At 41.6% G+C, this 20,419-nt stretch carries 16 protein-coding genes; 12 read left to right on the top strand and 4 right to left on the bottom strand.

Going from position 1 to position 20,419, the window contains the following annotated elements; all coding sequences use genetic code 11:
• Positions 1-82: 82 nt before the first annotated feature.
• Positions 83-1,255 carry a lipid-A-disaccharide synthase gene (lpxB, locus tag AC4MDD_RS09375; RefSeq protein WP_491881488.1) on the top strand — a complete coding sequence of 391 codons (1,173 nt, stop codon included), beginning with the start codon at positions 83-85 and terminating at the stop codon, positions 1,253-1,255.
• A gap of 69 nt (positions 1,256-1,324) precedes the next feature.
• On the opposite strand, the gene AC4MDD_RS09370 is transcribed toward lpxB, so the two are convergent.
• Both AC4MDD_RS09370 and AC4MDD_RS09365 read right to left on the bottom strand, forming a co-directional pair.
• Positions 1,325-3,529, bottom strand: a complete 2,205-nt coding sequence (locus AC4MDD_RS09370; RefSeq protein ID WP_491881487.1) for an OsmC domain/YcaO domain-containing protein — start codon at positions 3,527-3,529, stop codon at positions 1,325-1,327.
• A 282-nt stretch (positions 3,530-3,811) separates the two neighbouring features.
• Positions 3,812-4,744 (bottom strand): helix-turn-helix transcriptional regulator, encoded by a 933-nt coding sequence (locus tag AC4MDD_RS09365; protein ID WP_491881486.1) that lies wholly within the window; start codon positions 4,742-4,744, stop codon positions 3,812-3,814.
• A gap of 169 nt (positions 4,745-4,913) precedes the next feature.
• Here AC4MDD_RS09365 and AC4MDD_RS09360 point away from each other — a divergent pair, with 169 nt between their 5' ends.
• From AC4MDD_RS09360 to AC4MDD_RS09315, 10 genes are all read left to right on the top strand, one after another.
• A complete protein-coding gene (locus tag AC4MDD_RS09360; protein WP_491881485.1) occupies positions 4,914-6,110 on the top strand; it encodes an alkane 1-monooxygenase in 1,197 nt (398 codons plus the stop codon).
• Between the two features lie 167 nt (positions 6,111-6,277).
• Positions 6,278-6,745 (top strand): Cys-tRNA(Pro) deacylase, encoded by a 468-nt coding sequence (gene ybaK / locus AC4MDD_RS09355; RefSeq protein ID WP_126036314.1) that lies wholly within the window; start codon positions 6,278-6,280, stop codon positions 6,743-6,745.
• Between the two features lie 417 nt (positions 6,746-7,162).
• Positions 7,163-8,947, top strand: coding sequence for an IucA/IucC family protein (locus AC4MDD_RS09350; protein WP_491881484.1), 1,785 nt, complete (start codon positions 7,163-7,165; stop codon positions 8,945-8,947).
• The gene (locus AC4MDD_RS09345) at positions 8,940-10,391 is read left to right on the top strand and encodes a lysine N(6)-hydroxylase/L-ornithine N(5)-oxygenase family protein (RefSeq protein WP_491881483.1); all 1,452 of its coding nucleotides are present in this window, start codon (positions 8,940-8,942) and stop codon (positions 10,389-10,391) included. Before AC4MDD_RS09350 ends, AC4MDD_RS09345 begins: the two co-directional genes overlap by 8 nt.
• The gene (locus tag AC4MDD_RS09340; protein WP_491881482.1) at positions 10,388-12,223 is read left to right on the top strand and encodes an IucA/IucC family protein; all 1,836 of its coding nucleotides are present in this window, start codon (positions 10,388-10,390) and stop codon (positions 12,221-12,223) included. The genes AC4MDD_RS09345 and AC4MDD_RS09340 overlap by 4 nt, the downstream gene beginning before the upstream one ends.
• A 27-nt stretch (positions 12,224-12,250) precedes the next feature.
• The gene (locus AC4MDD_RS09335) at positions 12,251-12,895 is read left to right on the top strand and encodes a GNAT family N-acetyltransferase (protein WP_491881481.1); all 645 of its coding nucleotides are present in this window, start codon (positions 12,251-12,253) and stop codon (positions 12,893-12,895) included.
• Complete coding sequence (locus AC4MDD_RS09330; RefSeq protein WP_004979960.1) at positions 12,892-13,272, top strand: hypothetical protein; 381 nt, start codon at positions 12,892-12,894, stop codon at positions 13,270-13,272. Before AC4MDD_RS09335 ends, AC4MDD_RS09330 begins: the two co-directional genes overlap by 4 nt.
• A complete protein-coding gene (locus AC4MDD_RS09325) occupies positions 13,239-14,504 on the top strand; it encodes an MFS transporter (RefSeq protein WP_491881480.1) in 1,266 nt (421 codons plus the stop codon). Before AC4MDD_RS09330 ends, AC4MDD_RS09325 begins: the two co-directional genes overlap by 34 nt.
• Positions 14,505-14,533: 29 nt before the next feature.
• Positions 14,534-16,900, top strand: coding sequence for a TonB-dependent receptor (locus tag AC4MDD_RS09320; protein WP_491881479.1), 2,367 nt, complete (start codon positions 14,534-14,536; stop codon positions 16,898-16,900).
• 75 nt (positions 16,901-16,975) lie between these two features.
• Complete coding sequence (locus AC4MDD_RS09315) at positions 16,976-18,202, top strand: MFS transporter (RefSeq protein WP_491881478.1); 1,227 nt, start codon at positions 16,976-16,978, stop codon at positions 18,200-18,202.
• A gap of 19 nt (positions 18,203-18,221) precedes the next feature.
• On the opposite strand, the gene AC4MDD_RS09310 is transcribed toward AC4MDD_RS09315, so the two are convergent.
• On the bottom strand, positions 18,222-18,923 hold the full coding sequence (locus AC4MDD_RS09310; RefSeq protein WP_335997252.1) for an LrgB family protein: 702 nt from the start codon (positions 18,921-18,923) through the stop codon (positions 18,222-18,224).
• A 9-nt stretch (positions 18,924-18,932) separates the two neighbouring features.
• On the bottom strand, positions 18,933-19,349 hold the full coding sequence (locus tag AC4MDD_RS09305) for a CidA/LrgA family protein (RefSeq protein WP_491881477.1): 417 nt from the start codon (positions 19,347-19,349) through the stop codon (positions 18,933-18,935).
• Between the two features lie 100 nt (positions 19,350-19,449).
• On the opposite strand from AC4MDD_RS09305, the gene AC4MDD_RS09300 reads away from it, so the two are divergent.
• Entirely contained in the window at positions 19,450-20,349 is a 900-nt protein-coding gene (locus AC4MDD_RS09300) for a LysR substrate-binding domain-containing protein (protein WP_491881476.1), read from the top strand.
• Positions 20,350-20,419: the final 70 nt, after the last annotated feature.

The following is a 20,419-nucleotide window of genomic DNA, read 5'->3' as shown; positions in this document are numbered from 1 at the left end:
ATAAAATAGAAAGACTCGACCAATACCCATCCCAAAAGACGCTATGTTATGATGCATGGGTTGAAAAATAAGGAATAATGCTTTGCAAAATCGGAAACTTAAAATTGGAATCGTAGTGGGTGAAGTATCAGGTGATACTTTAGGTGCTAAACTTATTCGCAGTTTTCGTGAGCAAGGAATTGATGCAGAATTTGAGGGTATTGGTGGCCCGCAAATGATTGCAGAGGGTTTCAAGAGCTTTTATCCGATGGATATTTTGTCTGTCATGGGGCTAGTTGAGGTTCTTAAAGACATTAAAAAGCTTTTTGCTGTGCGTGATGGACTGGTAGAGAAGTGGACAGCCCATCCTGTCGATGTGTTTATTGGGATTGATGCGCCAGACTTTAATCTGCGCCTTTCAAAAAGTTTAAAGCAAAAACAACTGCCAATAAAAACCGTGCAGTATGTTAGTCCTTCCGTTTGGGCATGGCGTCAGGGACGGGTTCATGGTATCAAAGCTTCTATTGATTTGGTACTGTGTTTATTTCCGTTTGAAAAAGCATTTTATAAAAAATGGGATGTTCCTGCTGCGTTTGTAGGACACCCCTTGGCAAGCCAATTGCCTTTGGAAAACCCAATTTTACAAGCCAAAGAAGAACTGGGTTTAGATCTGACCCAAAAGCATATTGCCTTATTGCCCGGAAGTCGACGTGGTGAAATTGAAAAGCTCGGTCCACTGGTTTTAGATGCTGCAAAATTGCTCTACGCCAAATATCCAAACTATCGCTTTGTGATACCGGCTATCAACGATGCGCGTAAGCAACAAATCGGAGCTTTGCTTAACCAGTATCCAAAAGCACTGGTCGATCAAATTGACTTGCTTGAAAACTCAGGCACCGAGTCGAAGATTGGGCGCCAAGTCATGAACGCCGCTAATATTGTGGCTTTGGCTTCAGGTACCGCGACTTTAGAAGCCATGCTGTTACATCGTCCAATGGTGACCTTCTATAAGTTGAACTGGCTCACCTACCATGTGGTGAAATTCTTGATCAAGATTCAATATTATTCATTGCCGAATATTATTGCGGGCAAGAAAGTGATACAAGAATTAATTCAAAAAGATGCAACGCCTGAGAAATTGGCGGCTGAAATTGAAAAATTAATGAATATTGAAACCGCACAGATTCAGGCTATGCAGCACATTACCATGCATAAACAGTTACTTGCAGGTAATAGTGAAAACCCTGTTGAGGCGATTTTAAATATTTTAGATTAATTTTCTTTAAGACATCGTAATAGTACAGTGAGAAACAACCCAAACGTATTTGGGTTGTTTCTTTTTATTTTAAGGTTTTAGTCCAACAGCCTTGGCACGTGCAGCGTGTAACTTTTTATAACTATCGATTAAACGTAAGTGACGGTCTAAGCCTTCAAGCTTCATACTGGTTTCTGTTAAACCATAGAAACGAATGCGACCTTCAACTGTGCCTATTACCGCATCCATACGTTCATCACCGAACATGCGGCGGAAGTTGGTTTCATATTCTTCCAGTTCCATGTCGTCATCCAACATCACTTCGAGCACGACATTCATGCATTGGTAGAACAGACCACGTTCAACGGTATTGGTGTTGTATTGTAAGAATGCTTCAACCAAATCTTTCGCTTCCTCAAACTGCTCTAATGCAAGATAGATGAGTAGTTTAAGTTCAAGCAGAGTCAATTGACCCCATTCGGTATTGTCATCAAACTCAATCCCGATCAAAGTCTTGATTTCAGTATAGTCATCTAGCTCACATTCTTCCAAACGTTCAACCAGCGCTTCGAGTTGTTCATTGTCTAAACGGTGTAAGTTGAGGATGTCTTCACGGTAAAGCAGTGCTTTGTTGGTGTTGTCCCAAACCAAGTCTTCAACCAAGTAAATTTCTGAGTAACCTGGCACCAAGATACGGCAGGCTGTTGCACCTAAATGTTGGTAAATGGCCATATAGACTTCTTTGCCCATATTTTCCAAAATACCGAACAGTTCATCAGCCTCATCAGCATTTGAGTTTTGGCCTTGATTGGTAAAGTCCCACTCGACAAAGTCATAGCCCGATTTGGCACTAAAGAAACGCCATGACACAACACCACTTGAGTCAATGAAGTGTTCAACAAAGTTATTGGGTTCGGTGACCGCATTTGAGCTAAATGTTGGGCGAGGTAAGTCGTTCAGACCTTCAAAACTACGACCTTGAAGTAGCTCAGTTAAGCTACGCTCAAGCGCAACTTCAAAGCTTGGGTGTGCACCGAAAGAGGCGAATACACCACCTGTACGTGGGTTCATTAACGTCACACACATCACAGGGTATTGACCACCTAGAGAGGCATCTTTCACCAATACAGGGAAACCTTGCTCTTCTAAACCTTGGATGCCCGCTAAAATACTTGGGTATTTCGCTAAAATCTCTTGTGGTACATCTGGCAGGGTCAGTTCACCTTCCAAAATTTCACGTTTTACGGCACGCTCAAAAATTTCAGATAAACACTGTACTTGTGCTTCAGCTAAGGTGTTTCCTGCACTCATGCCGTTACTAAGGTATAAGTTTTCAATCAAGTTTGATGGGAAGTAAACCACTTCCGCATCAGACTGGCGAACAAAAGGTAAAGAGCAAATACCACGCTCAGTTTTCCCTGAGTTTGTGTCGTATAAATGCGTACCTAACAGTTCTTCTTCAGGGTCATAAATTTCAAGGGTATACTCATCCAGTACACCTTCAGGCATTTCACCATTTGGACCTGGCATGAACCATTTTTCATCTGGATAATGCACAAACTCGGCATTGGCAATGTCTTCACCCCAGAACTGGTCGTTATAGAAGAAGTTACAGTTCAGACGTTCAATGAACTCACCCAGCGCAGAAGCTAAAGCACTTTCTTTGCTTGACCCTTTACCGTTGGTAAAACACATGGGCGACTGAGCATCACGAATATGTAAAGACCACACATTTGGTACAATGTTACGCCAAGAGGCAATCTCAATTTTCATGCCTAGACCAGCCAAAATACCTGACATATTGGCAATGGTTTCTTCTAAAGGTAGGTCTTTACCCGCAATGATGGTGCTGGTTTCAGAAGCAAGACTTGGAATAAGCAAGGCTTGAGCATCAGCATCAATGCTTTCCACTTCTTCTATAATAAACTCAGGACCTGTTTGAATCACTTTCTTAACAGTACAACGGTCGATAGAGCGCAAAATACCTTGGCGATCTTTTTCTGAAATGTCCGCTGGGAGCTCAACTTGAATTTTGAAAATTTGTTTATAGCGGTTTTCAGGGTCAACAATGTTGTTTTGAGACAAACGAATGTTGTCGGTTGGGATGTCACGTGCTAAACAATATACTTTGACAAAGTAAGCTGCACAAAGCGCAGAAGATGCTAAAAAGTAGTCAAATGGACCGGGTGCAGAGCCATCACCTTTGTAGCGAATCGGTTGATCGGCAATGACTGTAAAATCATCGAACTTCGCTTCTTGGCGAAGATTATCGAGATAATTAACCTTGATTTCCATGCTGGCACCTAAATTTTCTTATATGTCAGCATGGACATACAAGAGATAAAATATTGAAAAATAAGCCGAATCACGGATGGAAATTGGACTTAAAAAAGTGTGGCTAGAGCGAAAAAGAACAAACAAGCAGTGGTTTGAAGCCATCTCTAGCAAGGATGCGGGATATTATAGTGTGATTTTCACAAGATGCTAATCTTTGTCTGCAAGTTCAGGGTATTTATCTTGATGGACAAAGACATAAGCTTAGAGAAGATTGCTATTAAACCATTAAGGACGGGCACTTTAAGTTGGGTTTGGATTATTTCTATATTGGCTTGGGCTCATTTGATACTGTCGTTTAAAGCTTTGGCTAAAAGCCGTTTCTGAGTTGTATCCGACCCTATGTGCTATTTGCTGAATGCTACCTTGTCCATTACGCAGGTATTGGGCGGCTAAACGCAGACGGTGTTGTTGCAAATAAGCCAAAGGACTAGTGCCTAAAATTTGGCTAAACAATGTGGCAAATTTAGAACGTGACATACAACACTGTTCTGCAAGGGACTCAACGGTCCAAGGCTGTGCGGGTTCCGCATGAATTTTTGCAAGTGCATTGGAGAGTTCAGGATGAGACAAAGCACTCAGCCAATTGTTCGAGTCTTGCAGCGCATCAATATAATCACGCACACATTCAATTAATAAAATACTCACCAAATGATCCAAAATTTTGTCACGACCCGGGCGTATGCGTTGGACTTCTAGAGCGAGAAACTGCAGCCCAATTTGCAACCATTCAGGAACCGTGCTGAGATCTTTGTGTTGAAGGTGAATAAACGCGGGTAAGGCCTGTACCAACGGACGCGCCATAATAGGGTCCATATGTGCATGTAAGGCCAAGATCACGGTTTTTTGTTGTGTCGCATCACTGCCAAAAGAGACTTCTTTGTGTTGGTTTTGGGCAAATAAGTCAGAAATATCGAATACTTCCAATAGTTGGTCGGTGGTTGAGGATCGACACTCATGACTTGGACCCGAAGGGAGTAAGATCAAGTCTCCGACTTCAGCAACAATAATTTGTTTAGAATCTAAACAAATGGTGAATTTTCCTTGAAGTACTGCATAGGCCATCATGGTGGATTGTTCGGTATAGCGAAAAGCCCACTCACCATGCGGTTTAAGGTAGAGGTACTCAGATTGGTTGAGGTGTATATCTTCAAAAATTTTACTTAAAGCATCCATACTTTACGGTTTCTAGTCTTTATTTCTTGGGCTTAATATTTGATTTAGGGTCAACTTAAGTCATTTCAGGCCAAGGACGATTACGCTGTTTTCTTGGACGTTAGCAACTGTTCTTTATGACCCATTTCTAGAAATATAAAGGCATAACAAAAAAATTGGAAGAATGGTAATGAATGCATCAGTGAAAATGACGAATGCTAGCGTGGTCGTCAAAAATGCAGCAGGGATCGATAAAAAGCGTTTTGGCTGGCTATTGAGTCCTGGGCTTCCTGTAATTGGCATGGGCATTTTAGCGGGCTATCATTTTGGCCCGAAACCCACCAAGAAAATCTTCGCTTTGGGTGGGCCGTTGCTACTGCATGTCATTATTCCTGCGGTAGATGGTCTGGTCGGTGCAGATGAAAATAATCCTTCAGATGATGAAATTAAGGTCTTGGTAAATGACCCGTACTATGACCGTATTGTGAAATTGTTCATTCCGCTACAAATGGCAGCCAATTTGTTTGCAGGTTATGTGGTGACTCGCCAAAATGTCTCGATGCTCGACCAAATATTATTGGGCATCTCTATGGGGGCAATTAATGGAGTAGCGGTAAATACAGCACATGAGCTGTGCCACCGTCCTAAAAAATCAGATCATTATTGGTCACATATGACTTTAGCGCCGTTGGTCTACAACCATTTCCGCATTGAGCACCCTTATGGGCATCATAAACGTGCTGCAACGCCAGAAGATCCTGCTTCATCGAAAATGGGGGAGACTTTTTATGAGTTTTGGCCACGCACTGTTTTCGGTGGGTTGAAGTCGGCTGTTGAAATTGAACATAAGCGCCTAAAACGAAAGGGACTGTCTTTCTTCTCTAAAGAAAATGAACTGTTTCATGGATGGGCGATGAGTGCTGGTTTTCATGCAACCATGTTGAAGTTGTTTGGTAAAAAAGTGACGCCATATCTGGTGACACAAGCATTTTATGGCGTGAGCCTGTTTGAAATTATTAATTATATTGAACACTATGGTTTAAAGCGTAGCCAAAAAGAAGATGGAAGTTATGCGCGAACCATGCCTGAACACAGCTGGAATAATAACAACATTGTGACCAATTTATTTTTATATCAGCTACAACGCCATTCAGATCATCATGCCTATCCAACCCGCCCATTTCAGGCCTTAAGACATTTTGATGAAGCCCCTGAGCTACCGAGTGGTTATGCCACCATGTTGATTCCAGCGTTAATTCCAAAGCTGTGGTTTAAAATGATGGATCAACGAGTGTTCGATCACTACGAAGGTAATTTGACCAAAGCCAATATCTTGCCAAAGCGCCGTGCTCAAATCTTTAAGAAATTTGGATTAAGTGCTGACTAAACTGCGATATTTCAGCGCTAGCAAGCTGAATACATAGTTGACATCGAACTTACAGTCATTGATTTGTTGAGTGCCTGTAAGTTCGATGCTCATGAAATGCGTACCGCTAAACTTTCTTTTTGAATAGGCATATAATGTTGGGTATGTAGTGAAAATATTGAACAGAAATGACACCTGCAACCAAACTTTTAAAAGCCAATAAAATCGATTTTTCTATTCATGAGTATGAACATGATGCCAATGCAAAAAGCTTTGGGCTTGAAGCCGCAGAAAAATTAAATCTACGTGTCGAAGAGGTATTTAAAACACTGTTAGTGACCGACGAAAAAAACTATTTTGTTGCGATTCTTCCTGTACATCATCAGTTAAACTTGAAAAAAGTTGCACAGGCAGTGGGGGCAAAAAAACTAAAAATGTCTGACCCTAAAGATGCAGAACGACTGACAGGTTATTTGGTCGGTGGGATTAGTCCTGTTGGACAGAAAAAAAGGTTAAAAACCGTGATCGATCAAAGCGCACAACAGTTGGAGAAACTCTATGTCAGTGGGGGGAAGCGCGGCTTAGATATCGGTTTAAAACCTCAGGATTTAGCAAAAGTACTTTCAGCCACTTTTGCTGATGTACTGGATGAATAAAGAACAGTGAAGTCTTCACTTCTTCGTCCCTATTTGATTTAAGTCTTGAGCTCTTTTGAGTTTTAATTCGAGCACAAATGAAAGCCCATTCAGTCACCTGAATGGGCTTTTCCTTATGAAATATAGGGAAATTTTATAGTTCGAATCAATTATAAATTCATAAACTATCATTTAAAGCTATGGTGTAATTTTATATAGGTTTTATTAGAAAAACTGATTAAATTTTTAAAAGTATTAAAAAACAATAATATATGTTGGTGTCGTGCGTATATTTTCAAAATTAAACAAAATTGCAAAGACAAATGATAATAATTACTATTAACATGATTTTGCAGCGTTGGTCAACGTGAACACCTTTAAGAAACATAATTACATGAAATGAGCTTGGAATAAGCTTTAAAAAGAGGAAATGGTCAGATGAAAGAGCTAGCCAATCGCTTGGCGATGCAGCATCTTGTCAATGCATACTCACAAGAAACAGGCAAGGCAAGCTTGTTTGAGAAGTATCAACAAAATTCAACTCAACTCGCGTTTAGCCAAGGTTTGACGCTGTTATCTTTGCCGCTGAGTTTAATCCAAGCACAGCTTTTTGTTCCGTTGAGCTATGTCAGTCGTGTCGGGCGACATCGTATTGCGGCTTTACCGCAAATTTTTCAAAAAGGCCAAAAGCTTAACTTTAGCGCAGCAGCCATGGTCAGTCTGTTACTAGAAGAGTTAGTGCAACAATCCGAATGCCATGTCGATGCTGCATCCTTGGTTGAGCGTTGGATTCAAAGTCGTGATGCATTACAACAGTTTTTAAATATTCGGGCAGAGAATTTTGATGCGCTCGTACAACTTGAGCAAGGTTTTATAGAGTCTGAACAGGCTTTGATTTTAGGTCATAGCATGCATCCTGCACCGAAAAGCCGAACAGGTTTTGTCCATGAAGACTGGCAAAAATATTCCCCCGAAGCTTGTGGGCAGACCCAACTGCATTATTGGCTGGTGGCATCTGAATATGTTGCGGAAGGAACAGCGCTTGAGCAGGCTTTTTCAGAGCAACTTGAACAAGAAATCAAATGGCATTTGTCTGAATCGGAACTTGAAACCTTAGCTGCATATGCACATTACAAATTGCTACCACTGCATCCATGGCAAGCCCGCTATTTACAAAGTAAAGCATGGTTTAAAAGTTTAAAGGCTAAACTGAAAATCATCGATTTGGGTGAAAAAGCATGGATATTTTCACCAACCACTTCTGTACGTACTTTGGCGAGTTTTAATGCGCCGTGGATGTTAAAGCCATCGCTTTCAGTGATGATTACCAACTCTATTCGCGTCAATTTAGCAAAAGAATGTCACCGAGGAGAAATGACCCATCGACTTTGGCACAGTGAGTTAGGGCAAAGTATTTTAAAACAATGTCCAACTCTAAAAGCGGTCAATGATCCTGCATGGATTGCTCTTCAGGTCAATGATGAAATCATCGATGAAACGATTTGTATTGTACGTGATCAGCCGTTTACTCCCGAACAGCAAGTCACGTGTATTGCTTCATTGTGTCAGGATCATCCCGTAGAAGAACGTAATCGTTTTAATGCATTATTTGATCAAATTGCTTCTCAACAAAAGTTAAATGATAAAGCACAAATCGCTCATGATTGGTTTAAGACCTTTTTAAACATCAGTCTGAGCCCACTCATGTACGTCTACCATCGTTATGGTATGGCCTTTGAGTCACATCAGCAAAATGTCTTGGTTGAATTGAAAGATGGCTGGCCACAGTGGCTATGGCTACGGGACAATCAAGGTTTTTACTATATCGAAGAGTTTGCTGGTGAAATTTTACAGCAATTCCCAGAATTGAATGATAAAGCCCATGCGGTAGGTTCAAAGACTTTTGTCGATGAACGTTTTAGTTATTATTTCTTTGGCAATACCTTGTTTGGCATCATCAATGCCATCGGTGCAACAGGTTTTGTAAGTGAGCAAGATTTACTATCTATTTTACAACAACATCTCTTTGAGCTGTTGAAACACTATCCAGAGAGTAGTTTGATTCAAAGTCTGTTGTATCAACCAACCCTGCCTTATAAGGGTAACTTACTGACCCGTTTATATGAACTGGATGAATTGATTGCACCCGTTGAAAATCAGTCTGTCTATATTCAGTTAGCCAATCCGCTATATATCAAACAAGAGGATGCCCTCTATGCTTGATTTTATTGCGATTGGCCTTGGGCCATTTAACTTAAGCCTAGCCAGTTTGTTGCATGAAAAGACTGATTTGCACTATCTGTTTTTTGAAAAAAAAGCGCAGTTCGACTGGCATGCAGGTATGCAACTGCCCAATACCGTCTTGCAAGTTCCATTCATGGCGGATTTGGTATCGATGGTCGATCCGACCAGTCCGTTGAGTTTTTTGAATTATCTAAAATCACAGCAGCGCTTATATAAATTCTACTTCCTTGAGCAGCCCCATATTCCGCGCCGTGAATATAACCATTATTGCCAGTGGGTGGCAGATCAACTGGGTCATATACAGTACCAGTCAACGGTAAAGGCAATTTATGCCAAAAGCGAAGGTTTTGAGGTGGTGGTTGAGCAAGGCGGCCGTTTTATTCGCTACTTGTGTCGAAACTTGGTGATTGGTTCGGGAAACCAGCCTTATTTGCCTGAATGTTTGCGTAAGTTACAACAACAAGTCCCTGAACAGTGCATTCATTCTGCAGATTACTTAACCCATAAGAAAGACAAACTCAAAGGCAATGTCGTGGTTTTAGGCTCAGGTCAGTCTTCTGCTGAAGTCTTTTTAGATTTGTTTGATCAGCAGTATCAACATGATCGTGTACCAACAGTTGACTCCAAGCTGCATTGGCTGACGCGTTCCAATGGTTTTTTCCCGATGGAATATGCACCATTGGGATTGGAACATTTTAGTCCGAACTACACCCAACATTTTTATAGACTCTCAGAAACACAAAAAGCAGCGCAGTTAAAAGATCAAAGCTTGCTGTACAAAGGCATTAGTGTCAAAACCATACGTGAGATTTACCAAAAACTTTACCACCGTAGTATTGCCTCTGCTACACAAGCAACACATTTGCATGCACAAATTCAGTTGCTTGATGCTGAGTTACTGGAAAGTCAGCAGATTCGCTTGAGCCTTGAACATACCGTAACCGAGCAACGTTTTTATATGGAGGTTGATTTTGTAGTGGCATCTACAGGTTATTACAGCCCTGAGTTTTCATTTTTAAAATACTTAAAGCCCTTGATTACAACAGATCAAGCCGGGCGTTGGAAAGTGAGCCAAGACTATCGCTTGCAGCATACAGCAATGGGTGAAATTTATGTGCAAAACCAAGAAATGCACAGTCATGGTGTAGGTACACCAGATTTAGGCCTAGGCGCATTTCGTGCTGCGACCATTGCCAATCAACTACTGGGTTATCAGCTTTATGAGCTGGACAGTAATGAACAGACCTTTCAGCATTTCAACGCTGAGCAGAACCCTGAAATGTATGTGCAGAATGACACATCTATTACACGAACAGCTGCTTTAGCACCATCGATTCCTAAATCAAAAAATATTGAGCAGCGCAAAATACAAACAGGGGCACATCCCTCTATGCAGCCTTATACATTCGAGAAAATCATATGAGCTTTGCACAACTTCAAGTGAATCAGAAACAGTGGCGTTTGGCAGGACAGCGCTTAATTGAAATGGCGATTGCTGAATTTTTATATGAAGAAATTATTCAAGTGACCGATTTAAAGAACAATCGTTACCAGCTGACGTTGGATGATCAAACCTATACTTTTAAAGCACAAAACTATTTATTGGGACATTGGCAGATTGAGGAGGGTTCAGCACGTGAGTTGAGCGTGGCTGAAGACCTGCCTGCATGGAACTTACATACTTTTATTCGCGCGTTTTCAAATCAAACCGAAGTGAAGCCTTTTACCAAGGCATATCTCATCAAAGAAATGAACAATACATGGTTAGCCGAGGCGCATTTATTTGATGAAAGTCGTTTAAGCAGTGAAGCAGCATTGACGGCATCGCATCATGAAATTGAAGGTATGCTCCGTGGTCATCCGTGGTTGATTATGAGCAAAGGTCGTATGGGTTTTGGTTATGACGATTACTTAAGTGCAGCTCCTGAACTTTCGCCAACGGTCAAAGTGCTGTGGCTCGCGGTGCATCATGATTTGGCAGAGTTCCGTTCTACCGAGGAGTGGCAAGCAGGGAGACTTTATCAATGTGAGTTGGATGCAGAAGAGTTAGAGAACTTTGAGCAACAGTTAGATGCGCTCGGACGTTCAAGCCTTGATTACTTTCTCATTCCAGTACATGCATGGCAGTGGCATCAATGGTTAGTACCAACCTATGCCAATGAAATCGTGGATCAGCGTATTATTGAATTAGGCGTTGGGCAAGATGATTATGTACCTATGCAGTCGATTCGTACGCTTTGCAACATCAGTCAGCCTGAGCGTCATTATGTCAAATTACCTGTCAGTATCTTCAATACTGCGGTGTATCGTGGGTTGCCGTCTAAACGAAACTTAGCAGCTCCAGCCGTCACAGCTTGGTTAAAGCAGATTCAATCTCAAGATTCAGACTTGAAACAGTCAGGCGTTGCATTCTTAGGTGAAGTTGCAACTTTGACTATTCATCAGCCTTGTTTTGATCAGATTGATGGTGCGCCGTATCAGTTTAAAGAACTGTTTGGGTGTTTGTGGCGTGAAAGTGTAGACCCAGTGATTGGAACAGGTGAACAGGCACTTTCTCAAGCGGCTTTATTACATCGAGACATCAACGGACAGTCGATATTAGCCGTGTTGATTCAGGCGTCGGGTTTGAGTCCATTACAGTGGTTAAAACGCTTTGCCGAGGTATCTGTTACTCCGCTCTTAATTTGCTTGTACAAATATGGCTTGGCTTTTTCTCCACATGGGGAAAACACCATGCTCATTCATGCCAATGGCGTACCGCAGAAAATGGTGCTGAAAGACTTTATTGATGATGTCAATTTGGTTGATGAGGACTTTCCAGAATTGGCCAGTTTACCGATCGAAGGGCAAATTTTACTGCGTCATCCTGCGCATGAACTCAGCCATTTTATTTTCACTGGGCTGTTTATGGTGCATTACCGTTATATCGGTAATGTATTTCTACAAGACTACCCTGAGCATAGCGAAGTTGAATTTTGGCAAACCATTTCATCGGTCATTGATGCTTTCCATCAGGCGCATCCAGAGTTGGCAGAACGCATTGAAAAATTTGCCATGTTTAGGGCCGAATTTGAAAAAATTTGTTTAAACCGAGTGCGTCTATTTACCACCAGTTATAACGATGAAGCAGAACGTCCTGTCCCTGTATTTTTAGATCCAATTGCCAATCCTGTCTGCCCTGAAACCTTAAAACGATGGTCAGAGCAGGTGTCCAAGTCAACTGACGATACAACGACAAAGCGTATCGCATCATAAAAAACCAAAAAATTAGCAGGCTTCTACATGAAAACACTTTCACAACAACTTCCCGATTTTTACGAATACTATGAGAATGAGACGCAATTTCACTTGCGCCAAGTACAGTATCCGCAGGACTTAGTACTGTTACATAAATGGATGCATGAGCCTCATGTTATTCCACAGTGGCAGCTGAATAAGTCTGAAATTGATCTCGCGGTGTATTTTGAAAAAATGCTGGCCGATGACCATCACCGTTTGTTGATCGTAGGTGTGGATGGACAGGATGTAGGCTATACCGAAATCTATGAAGGCAAGCGTGACCGTCTAGGACGTTATTACGATGGTGATGATTTAGACCTTGGGTGGCACTTACTGTTTGGTGAAAAGTCGGCTTTTGGTAAAGGCTACTTGCGCCCAGTGATGCGGCTATTAGGTTTTTATATTTTTGAAAATGCACCTTCCGACAAAATTGTCGGGGAGCCTGACCATACGGTTAAACCCTATGCCGCAGTGGTCGAAGAAATGTGCTATGAGGCGCAGCGCTTGATCCCAATGCCTGAAAAAACGGCCATGTTGTATTACTGCTTTAAACAAAAATTCTATGAAAAATTTGGAGGGTATTTAACTGATTCAAATGCATTTATGCAAAACCATAACCCACTCAATAGGACTGAGGAAATTACATGAGCTATAGCTCAGAACATATACAAATCATGGACATGCGCTTTTCGGCGCATGTCACTGTCGCTGAATTTGAACAATGGCTTAGCCAAGTCGAACGTTTTTTCTTAAAGAAACAGCATTTTGTTTTGGTCATGCAAACCGATATCGGTACGGAATTTCCTGAGGAATACCGTCAACTGCAAGCGGTTTGGTACAAAAAATACAAACAACTTTTTTTTCAATATTGCTTGGGTCTGGTTCGAATTGCACAAGACCCAACCGACCAACAACGACTGAATACACCTTCGCTGCATGCTGCATGGCGGGTGCCTTACTACGTCACACTTGATCATTCTGATGCACTGCAATGGGCAGTGCAGAGGTGGATATGCAAAACCTAAATACACAAAGAGCAACACGCCAAATCTCAGCTTTGAGCTTAGCCGTTATCATTGTTTTATATCTGGCACATGCCTTGCCTTTGTATTTTTACAATGTGGCATTGCCCGCTATTTTGCGACATCAGGGGGTAGATTTACGTTGGATTGGAATGCTGTCGCTGCTTTATATTCCATGGGCGTTTAAGTTTTTATGGGCACCACTCATCGACCGGCTTTATATCAAAAAGTTAGGTAAACGAAAAACATGGTTGCTCTTTACACAAGTAGCACTGGTACTTGGAGTATTGGCCTTGGCCTTTACCCAGTTCTCTTACGGGCTGGTGGTGTTTGTTGTGATTGGTTTGTGGATTTCAAGCTTTGCGGCGACCCAAGACATTGCCATAGATGGTTATACCGTAGAAACTTTTTCAGCGTCTGATTACCGCCTAGGCAGTATGGCTCAGAGTATAGGAGTCGCTTTGGGGAGTATGTTGGGTGGTGCAGCGACATTATGGCTATACCAGTACTATGGCTGGGAAAGTGCATTGGTATGTTTAGCACTTATGACCGCTTTAACGATGTTTGCTGTTTTTTATATTCAAGAAAATACAAACGAACAGACAAATATTGCCAAACAAGCTCCAAGCTTAGTCCGTGCTTTTAAACGCCCTGAAATTTTATCTGCCTTGGCACTGATCCTGTGTTATCGCGTGGTAGAAGCACCGGCAATGGCGATGCTCAATCCAATGCTGATTGACCAAAAATGGACGCTTGCCCAAATTGGGCTACTGATGTCTGTGATTGGAGCAGGTGTTGGTTTGTTGGCTGCTGTGAGTGCCGCATTTTTACTGAAAAAAATTCAGGCTACACAATTGCTCATTTGGGCGGGGTGGTGCCGAACAGCGTTGTATGGGCTGATTGGTGCAGCCATTATTTTGGGTTGGTTAAACCAGTGGCATCTGCTCTTGGGGGGATTTGTCATTGTCATGCTTGCGATTCGTTATGTCGCGATGACTTCGTTATATGCCTATTTCATGCAAAGCAGTTCCAAAGAACAGGCAGGCACTGATTTCACCATTTTAGTGTGCTTTGAACTGTTGGTTTATTTCCTCGGGGGAGCCGTATCGGGCTTTTTAGCCAAAGCACTTGGCTATGGCAATTTTTATGTGGTGTTGGCGGTTGCGTCTGTAGTCAGTGTACTACTGAGCCAATACATCATTGCACGTCATCAAAAACTCAACAAAAACTGTTGAATCAAGAAATTTAATAAAAGGAAAAAGAAATGAACCGTTTTATGTTACCTACGCAGTTGACTTGTTTAACACTGGCTGTATGTACACAGTTATATGCTCAAGATAACGTTCTAACAAATTCAGCAAGTCAGACAAGTCATGTTGAGGCCCAAAAAAAAGAAACCACACAACTCGCACCGATTGTAGTGACAGCAACCCGCTCTGCAAAGAGTATTGCGGATATTGCGGGCACCGTTTATAGCATTGATCAAGCTGAAATTGAGAAACAGGCCAATGCTGGCAAGAGCATTGCAGATATTTTGGGAACACTGGTACCATCTCTTACACCGAGTAGCGGAACAACTTCAAACTATGGCATGACCATGCGTGGTCGTGTGGTTCAATACATGATTGATGGTGTGCCACAAACAGGTTCACGTGATGGTTCACGCCAACTAAATAGCATTCAACCGTCTATGATTGAACGTATTGAGGTGGTTTCGGGGTCGACCAGCATTTATGGTTCGGGAGCAACGGGCGGGATTATTAATATTATTACCAAACATGGTGGTCAAGACCCAATTAGCTTTGAAACCAAAATTGGGATGACGTCGGGAAATAATGTTAAATCAGATGCAATGGCTTATGAAGCATCGCAAAGTGTCTTATTTAATCAAGGTGCATTGCAAGGAGCTTTCGGTGCAAGTTACACCACTCGCGGTGAAATTCAGGATAGCCATGGCAATCGCATAGGACCTGAGGTTGCACAGACAGACCGCCAAGATACGGACACATTAGACCTCAATGGTCGTTTGACGTGGAATATTTCAGATAGTCAAAGCTTAAGTTTTGGTGCGCAATATTTTAAAGATGAACAAGACAGCGAATATGGGCCAGACTATGGTGCATACGGTCCTTATAATTTAGCCAATCTTATTTTTAGAACAGCGCCGTCTTTAAAAGCAGTCAAAGGTCTAGAATTATCTGAGCAGCCACAGACTGAAAGATGGGGTGTTAATACTCAATATCAAAATGAGGATATCTTGGGACATGCTTTAAATGCAGAGGCCTATTACCGTAAAGAAAAAGGCCGTTGGTTTCCAACAGTTTCACCACTTGGTAATAGCTCTTTAAATGGTGCATTAGCACAACTTTATCCGAACTATGCAGACCCAAGGTCACCAGATTTTCTAAATGCAATTCGTTATGGCTATGGTGTAGTGCAATCCTCTAATGAAATTGATGTTGCTGGTACACGTTTGATGTTGAGTAAAGACTTTACGCTCAATGACCGTATTTTAAACTTGAATTATGGCGTGGACTATGAAAATGAAAAAAACAAAGCGTATGTAACCCGTTACGACTTTGATGATTTCTATAATAGCAATGGTTTAAAACATACCGCAGTCAAAGATTATAAATTTGGACCTGATTTTGAAAATAATAAACTCGGTTTCTACTTGCAAGGTGATTATAACCTGACAGATCGCTTCAACCTGCAAGCAGGTATTCGCCATGAAAGAATTGATAGTGAAGTCTCTGATTCAACACCATATCGAGAAGCTATTCCTGCCGATATTTTGGCAGAATTAGGTTATGACTATGATGCTAAGGCTCTAAAAGGTGGAAAGATTAAGCACGATGCAACTTTATTTAATATCGGTGGTGTTTTCCATTTAACCGATGCTCAGCAAGTCTTTGCGAATTTTTCACAGGGCTTTAGCTTACCAGATGTACAACGCATGCTCCGTGATGTGCCAGCCACTTTCGTGGTAACGAGCAATAATATTGAGCCGATTAAAGTCAACAACTATGAGTTGGGGTGGCGTTTGCGAGGTGAATCAGGTACGAATTTAGGGCTAACAGCTTTCTATAATGATTCAGACAAGGTGGTTAAGTTCAACGGTATTCCAAACTACAACATTGAGGTCATTGATACGGACGAGCGCGTTTATGGGGTTGAAGGAAATGTATCCTATCGACTACAACCGAATTGGACAGTGGGTGGAACCATGGCTTATACCCGCGGACAGTTTAAAAATACCGCAGGAAAGTGGCAAGAGCTAGATGCAATTCGTGTTGCACCACTGAAAGGCACGGCATTTTCTGAGTGGCAGTTTAACAATGAGATGAGCCTGCGTGTTCAAGCTCTTGCTATCGGTGGTACAGATAAAGCCAAAAAAGATGCGGTAAAGTATGGTTCAACGCTTCCTGCTGAAATCAAAGGTTTCGCAACAATGGACGTTATAGCCAATGCCAAAGCAGGTCCTGGTACTGTGGGCTTTGGTGTGTATAACGTATGGAATGCAGACTATAAAACTGTATTTAGTCAGGCTGTCGCACCAACCTATGGCGCCATTTCAAGCTTAGCAGCTCAAGGTCGAACCTATGGTCTGAGCTATACATTAAAATATTAATTGCACAACCAGAGGTAGCTTTCAGCTACCTCTTTGCTTTGTAATCTCGCTTTAAGAAATGGTTTAAATAATAAAATGAATAGCAATAACAAAATCTTTATTGCAGGCAGCCTTGCCAATGGCGCTTGTTTTTCGATGATTTTACCTTTACTTGCACCGTTTATTCGGCAACTGGGGCTGACGGAACTGCAAGGTGGAGCATTGGTTTCGGCTGGTGCTTTGGTGATGGCCATTTCAGCTATTTATATTTCTAAACAAACTCAAAAATTCAGCATTTATCAATTGTTAAGTATTGGTTTTATCGGTATGGCAATCACTTGGGGCTTATTTGCGGCGGTACTCAGCTATGGACTGAGTTATGCCATTTCATTTGCTGTTTTGTTTAGCTTACTGATATTGACCCGTGCCAGTACTGGCTTTTTTATGGCGATGCCACAAATTGCGCTGCAAAGTTATGTTATGACGGCTTTTCAAAGTGAGCAGGAACGTAGTCAGAATATGGCGAAGTTTGGCGCGCTGAACAGCTTAGGTGTGGTGATTGGCCCTTTAGCGACGACATTATTGCTGACATGGAGTATGTTGACACCGTTATGGGGTGCAGTGGCTATTTTAACGGCTATGGCGGCTTGGATTGTACTGGGCTTTCAAAGGAAGCAAGCATCACAGACACAAGAACGGGAGGGTACCACGGCTAAATTACAAGACGTGTCTATAGAAAAGCTGCAATGGTCAAAGTTAGGGATTTGGTTATTGCTGGGCTTTAGCTTATATGTCGCGATTGTCACCCTGAGTTTAACCGCTGGATTTTATATCCAAGATCGATTCCATTTCGACACGTATCAGAGTGCAGTGTATTTTTCTCAGTGTTCATTGATTGTGGGGATAGCACTGGTTTTGATGCAATTGATGATTTCAAAATGTTTTAAATGGTCAATTAAACAATTGCTTTGGGTCGGTCTTGTGACGATGGTTTTAGGTTTATTACTTTCACTGAGTGCTGGTCAGATTTGGACTTTCCAAGCAGCTTATGTTTTTTATGGTATTGCCGTGGCTTGTTTAATTCCAGCTTTTACCACGGGGGCAGCTCAAACCGCACCAACCACGCTACAAACTAAAATTGCTAGTTTATGCACGGCTACGCAAGCACTGAGTTTCGTTTTTGCACCTTTACTAAGTACAGGCTTATATCAGTGGAATCAACATTTACCCTATTATTTTTTATTGGTATTGATGATGGCGCTGATGCTGTACTTCAGCTTTAAACACATACAAACCAACAAGGATTTAAGTAGCATGGCTTGAGATCCTTTATCGAAGAGGATTAACCAAGAAGATAAACGACAGCGTGAATTAAACTTGGGCCAAACAGCACCATGAAAATACCGGCTAAAACCATACTGAGGCAGGCCGCGACACCTTCTTCTTTATGACGTTTGAACGCAGTACTGGTACCAAAACCATGTGCGGCACTACCCAAGGATGCACCTTGAGCAAATTTAGAATCCAGTTTTAGAACAAGCAATACGGTGTTAGCCAAGAGTCCACCAACGATACCCGTAATCACTGTGAATAAAATCACCAGCTCGACTGAGCCTCCGACGGCTTGTGTGACTTCCATGGCAAAAGGGGTAGAGATAGAGCGGCTCATCAGACTGTAACTGGTCACAGCATCAAAATGGAATAAACGTGCCAAGTAAAAAGAGCTGACTACGCCAACCAACATACCCACGATAATGCCTAAAGCAATCGAAAAAGCATGCTGCTGAATGACTTTGCGATATTCATAGATCGGGATGGCAAATGCGACCGTTGCAGGACCTAACATCCAGACTAACCATTTGCTGTAATACATATAGTTGTCATACTGAATGTTGAAAAACACCAGACACAAAATAATCAGACAGGGAATAAAAACCGCTGGTGAGAGCAATACATACGGGTGTTTCTGATAAAACTTTTTACCCCAAAGATAGGCCAATATAGTTCCGATAAAACAGATCAAGGCAACGAAGTGAATATGCATGATCGTTCCTTAAATGTGACTTTTCAGCTGATGTGATTGCTTCGGCTTTTTTTGAAACTTGGCCTCAAGCTTAAAGCCCAAGAAAACACAGTAAGCAGTGCAGGTCATCACGCAAATGGTCCCAAGGACAATAGATAAAACCAGTTGCCAACCTTGGGTGAGAAAAAGATGTTTATATTTGATTAAGCCAATAATACAGGGGATAAAAAACAACAACAGTTCAGCTAAAAGCAAATCCGAACCTGACTTAATCCAGTCCAGCTTAAATACACCCGCTAACAGAGAAATAAGTAAAAGCGTTAGACCCACGACCCCACCTGATATTGGTAAAGACAGGGCGATTTGTATCAGCGTTCCGATATACCAAATACCAATCAGCAAACCTACTTGAAGAGTAGAACGATAAGGCAATTTGAACGAATGCATTGGAAGACCACAGGGTATAAGTTGTTGGTGTTATTTTAAGTTTGACCTGATCGTGTAATTATGAATAATAAAATAATAATTATGCTTAATTGGAATAATTTTGGATTTTAAAACTCTAAGAATATTTGTGCAGCTGGTGAAAAGTCACAGTTTTAGTCTTGCTGCGGAGGAACTATCTGTGACTCAACCTACTATTAGTAAATCTTTAAAACAGTTAGAAGACGAGATAGGACTGCCTCTATTTCATAAAGGCGAAGCAGGGCGTAAGCGAGAAGTCAAATTGACCTATATGGGAGAACAAGTCTATCTGCATGCCGTGCAGATTTTGCAGCAGGAGCAACAGATCTTTGAAGCAGCAGACCAAATTCGTGGGTTGAAACAAGGTGTGCTGAGATTGGGTTTGCCACCTTTAGGCTCAGTATTGTTGAGTTCCTTAATCGTTAAATTTCACAAATTATATCCCAACATTGAATTGAACTTTTTAGAAGTCGGTGCGACAGGCATTGAAGAAGCCATTTTGGCCAAAAAAATCGACGTTGGGATTTTATTGGGCGAGTTAAAACCCAGCATTCAAGGCATTCAAATTATAGATTCACCGTTGTGTTTGCTTTCCAACTACGATTCTCAGTGGAGAAAGCGCGATGTGGTGCAGTTTGCTGAACTTAAAGAAGAGTCATTTTTACTGTATGCAGACACCTTTACTTTAAACCATGTGATTCTAGATGCTGCAATGGCGGCTGGCTTTGAACCCAAAGTATTATGCAAAAGTAGCCAGTGGGACTTTATTGCCAAAATGGTCGAGTCAGGTGTCGGTATTGCTTTATTGCCGCAAATTTATTGTGAGCAGTTAGATCGCGATAAATTCAGTGTCAGTTTAGTGGAACAACCCAATTTGCGGTGGAACTTAAATATGGCATGGAATTCAACCGTAGTGATGAATCCTGCAACTCGTGCATGGTTATCGATCATTGATGAATATAAAGATCAAATTCATTTTTAGATATTTCATCTTCAGACACGCTTTGTTAAAAAATAATCACTTTAGTTACGTTTTGATTACCTAGGATTAC

This window comes from Acinetobacter sp. CAU_H_29a_1 (assembly GCF_058599505.1).
Note: the sequence above shows the minus strand (reverse complement) of the source record. Positions and strands in the feature narration are given on the sequence as shown.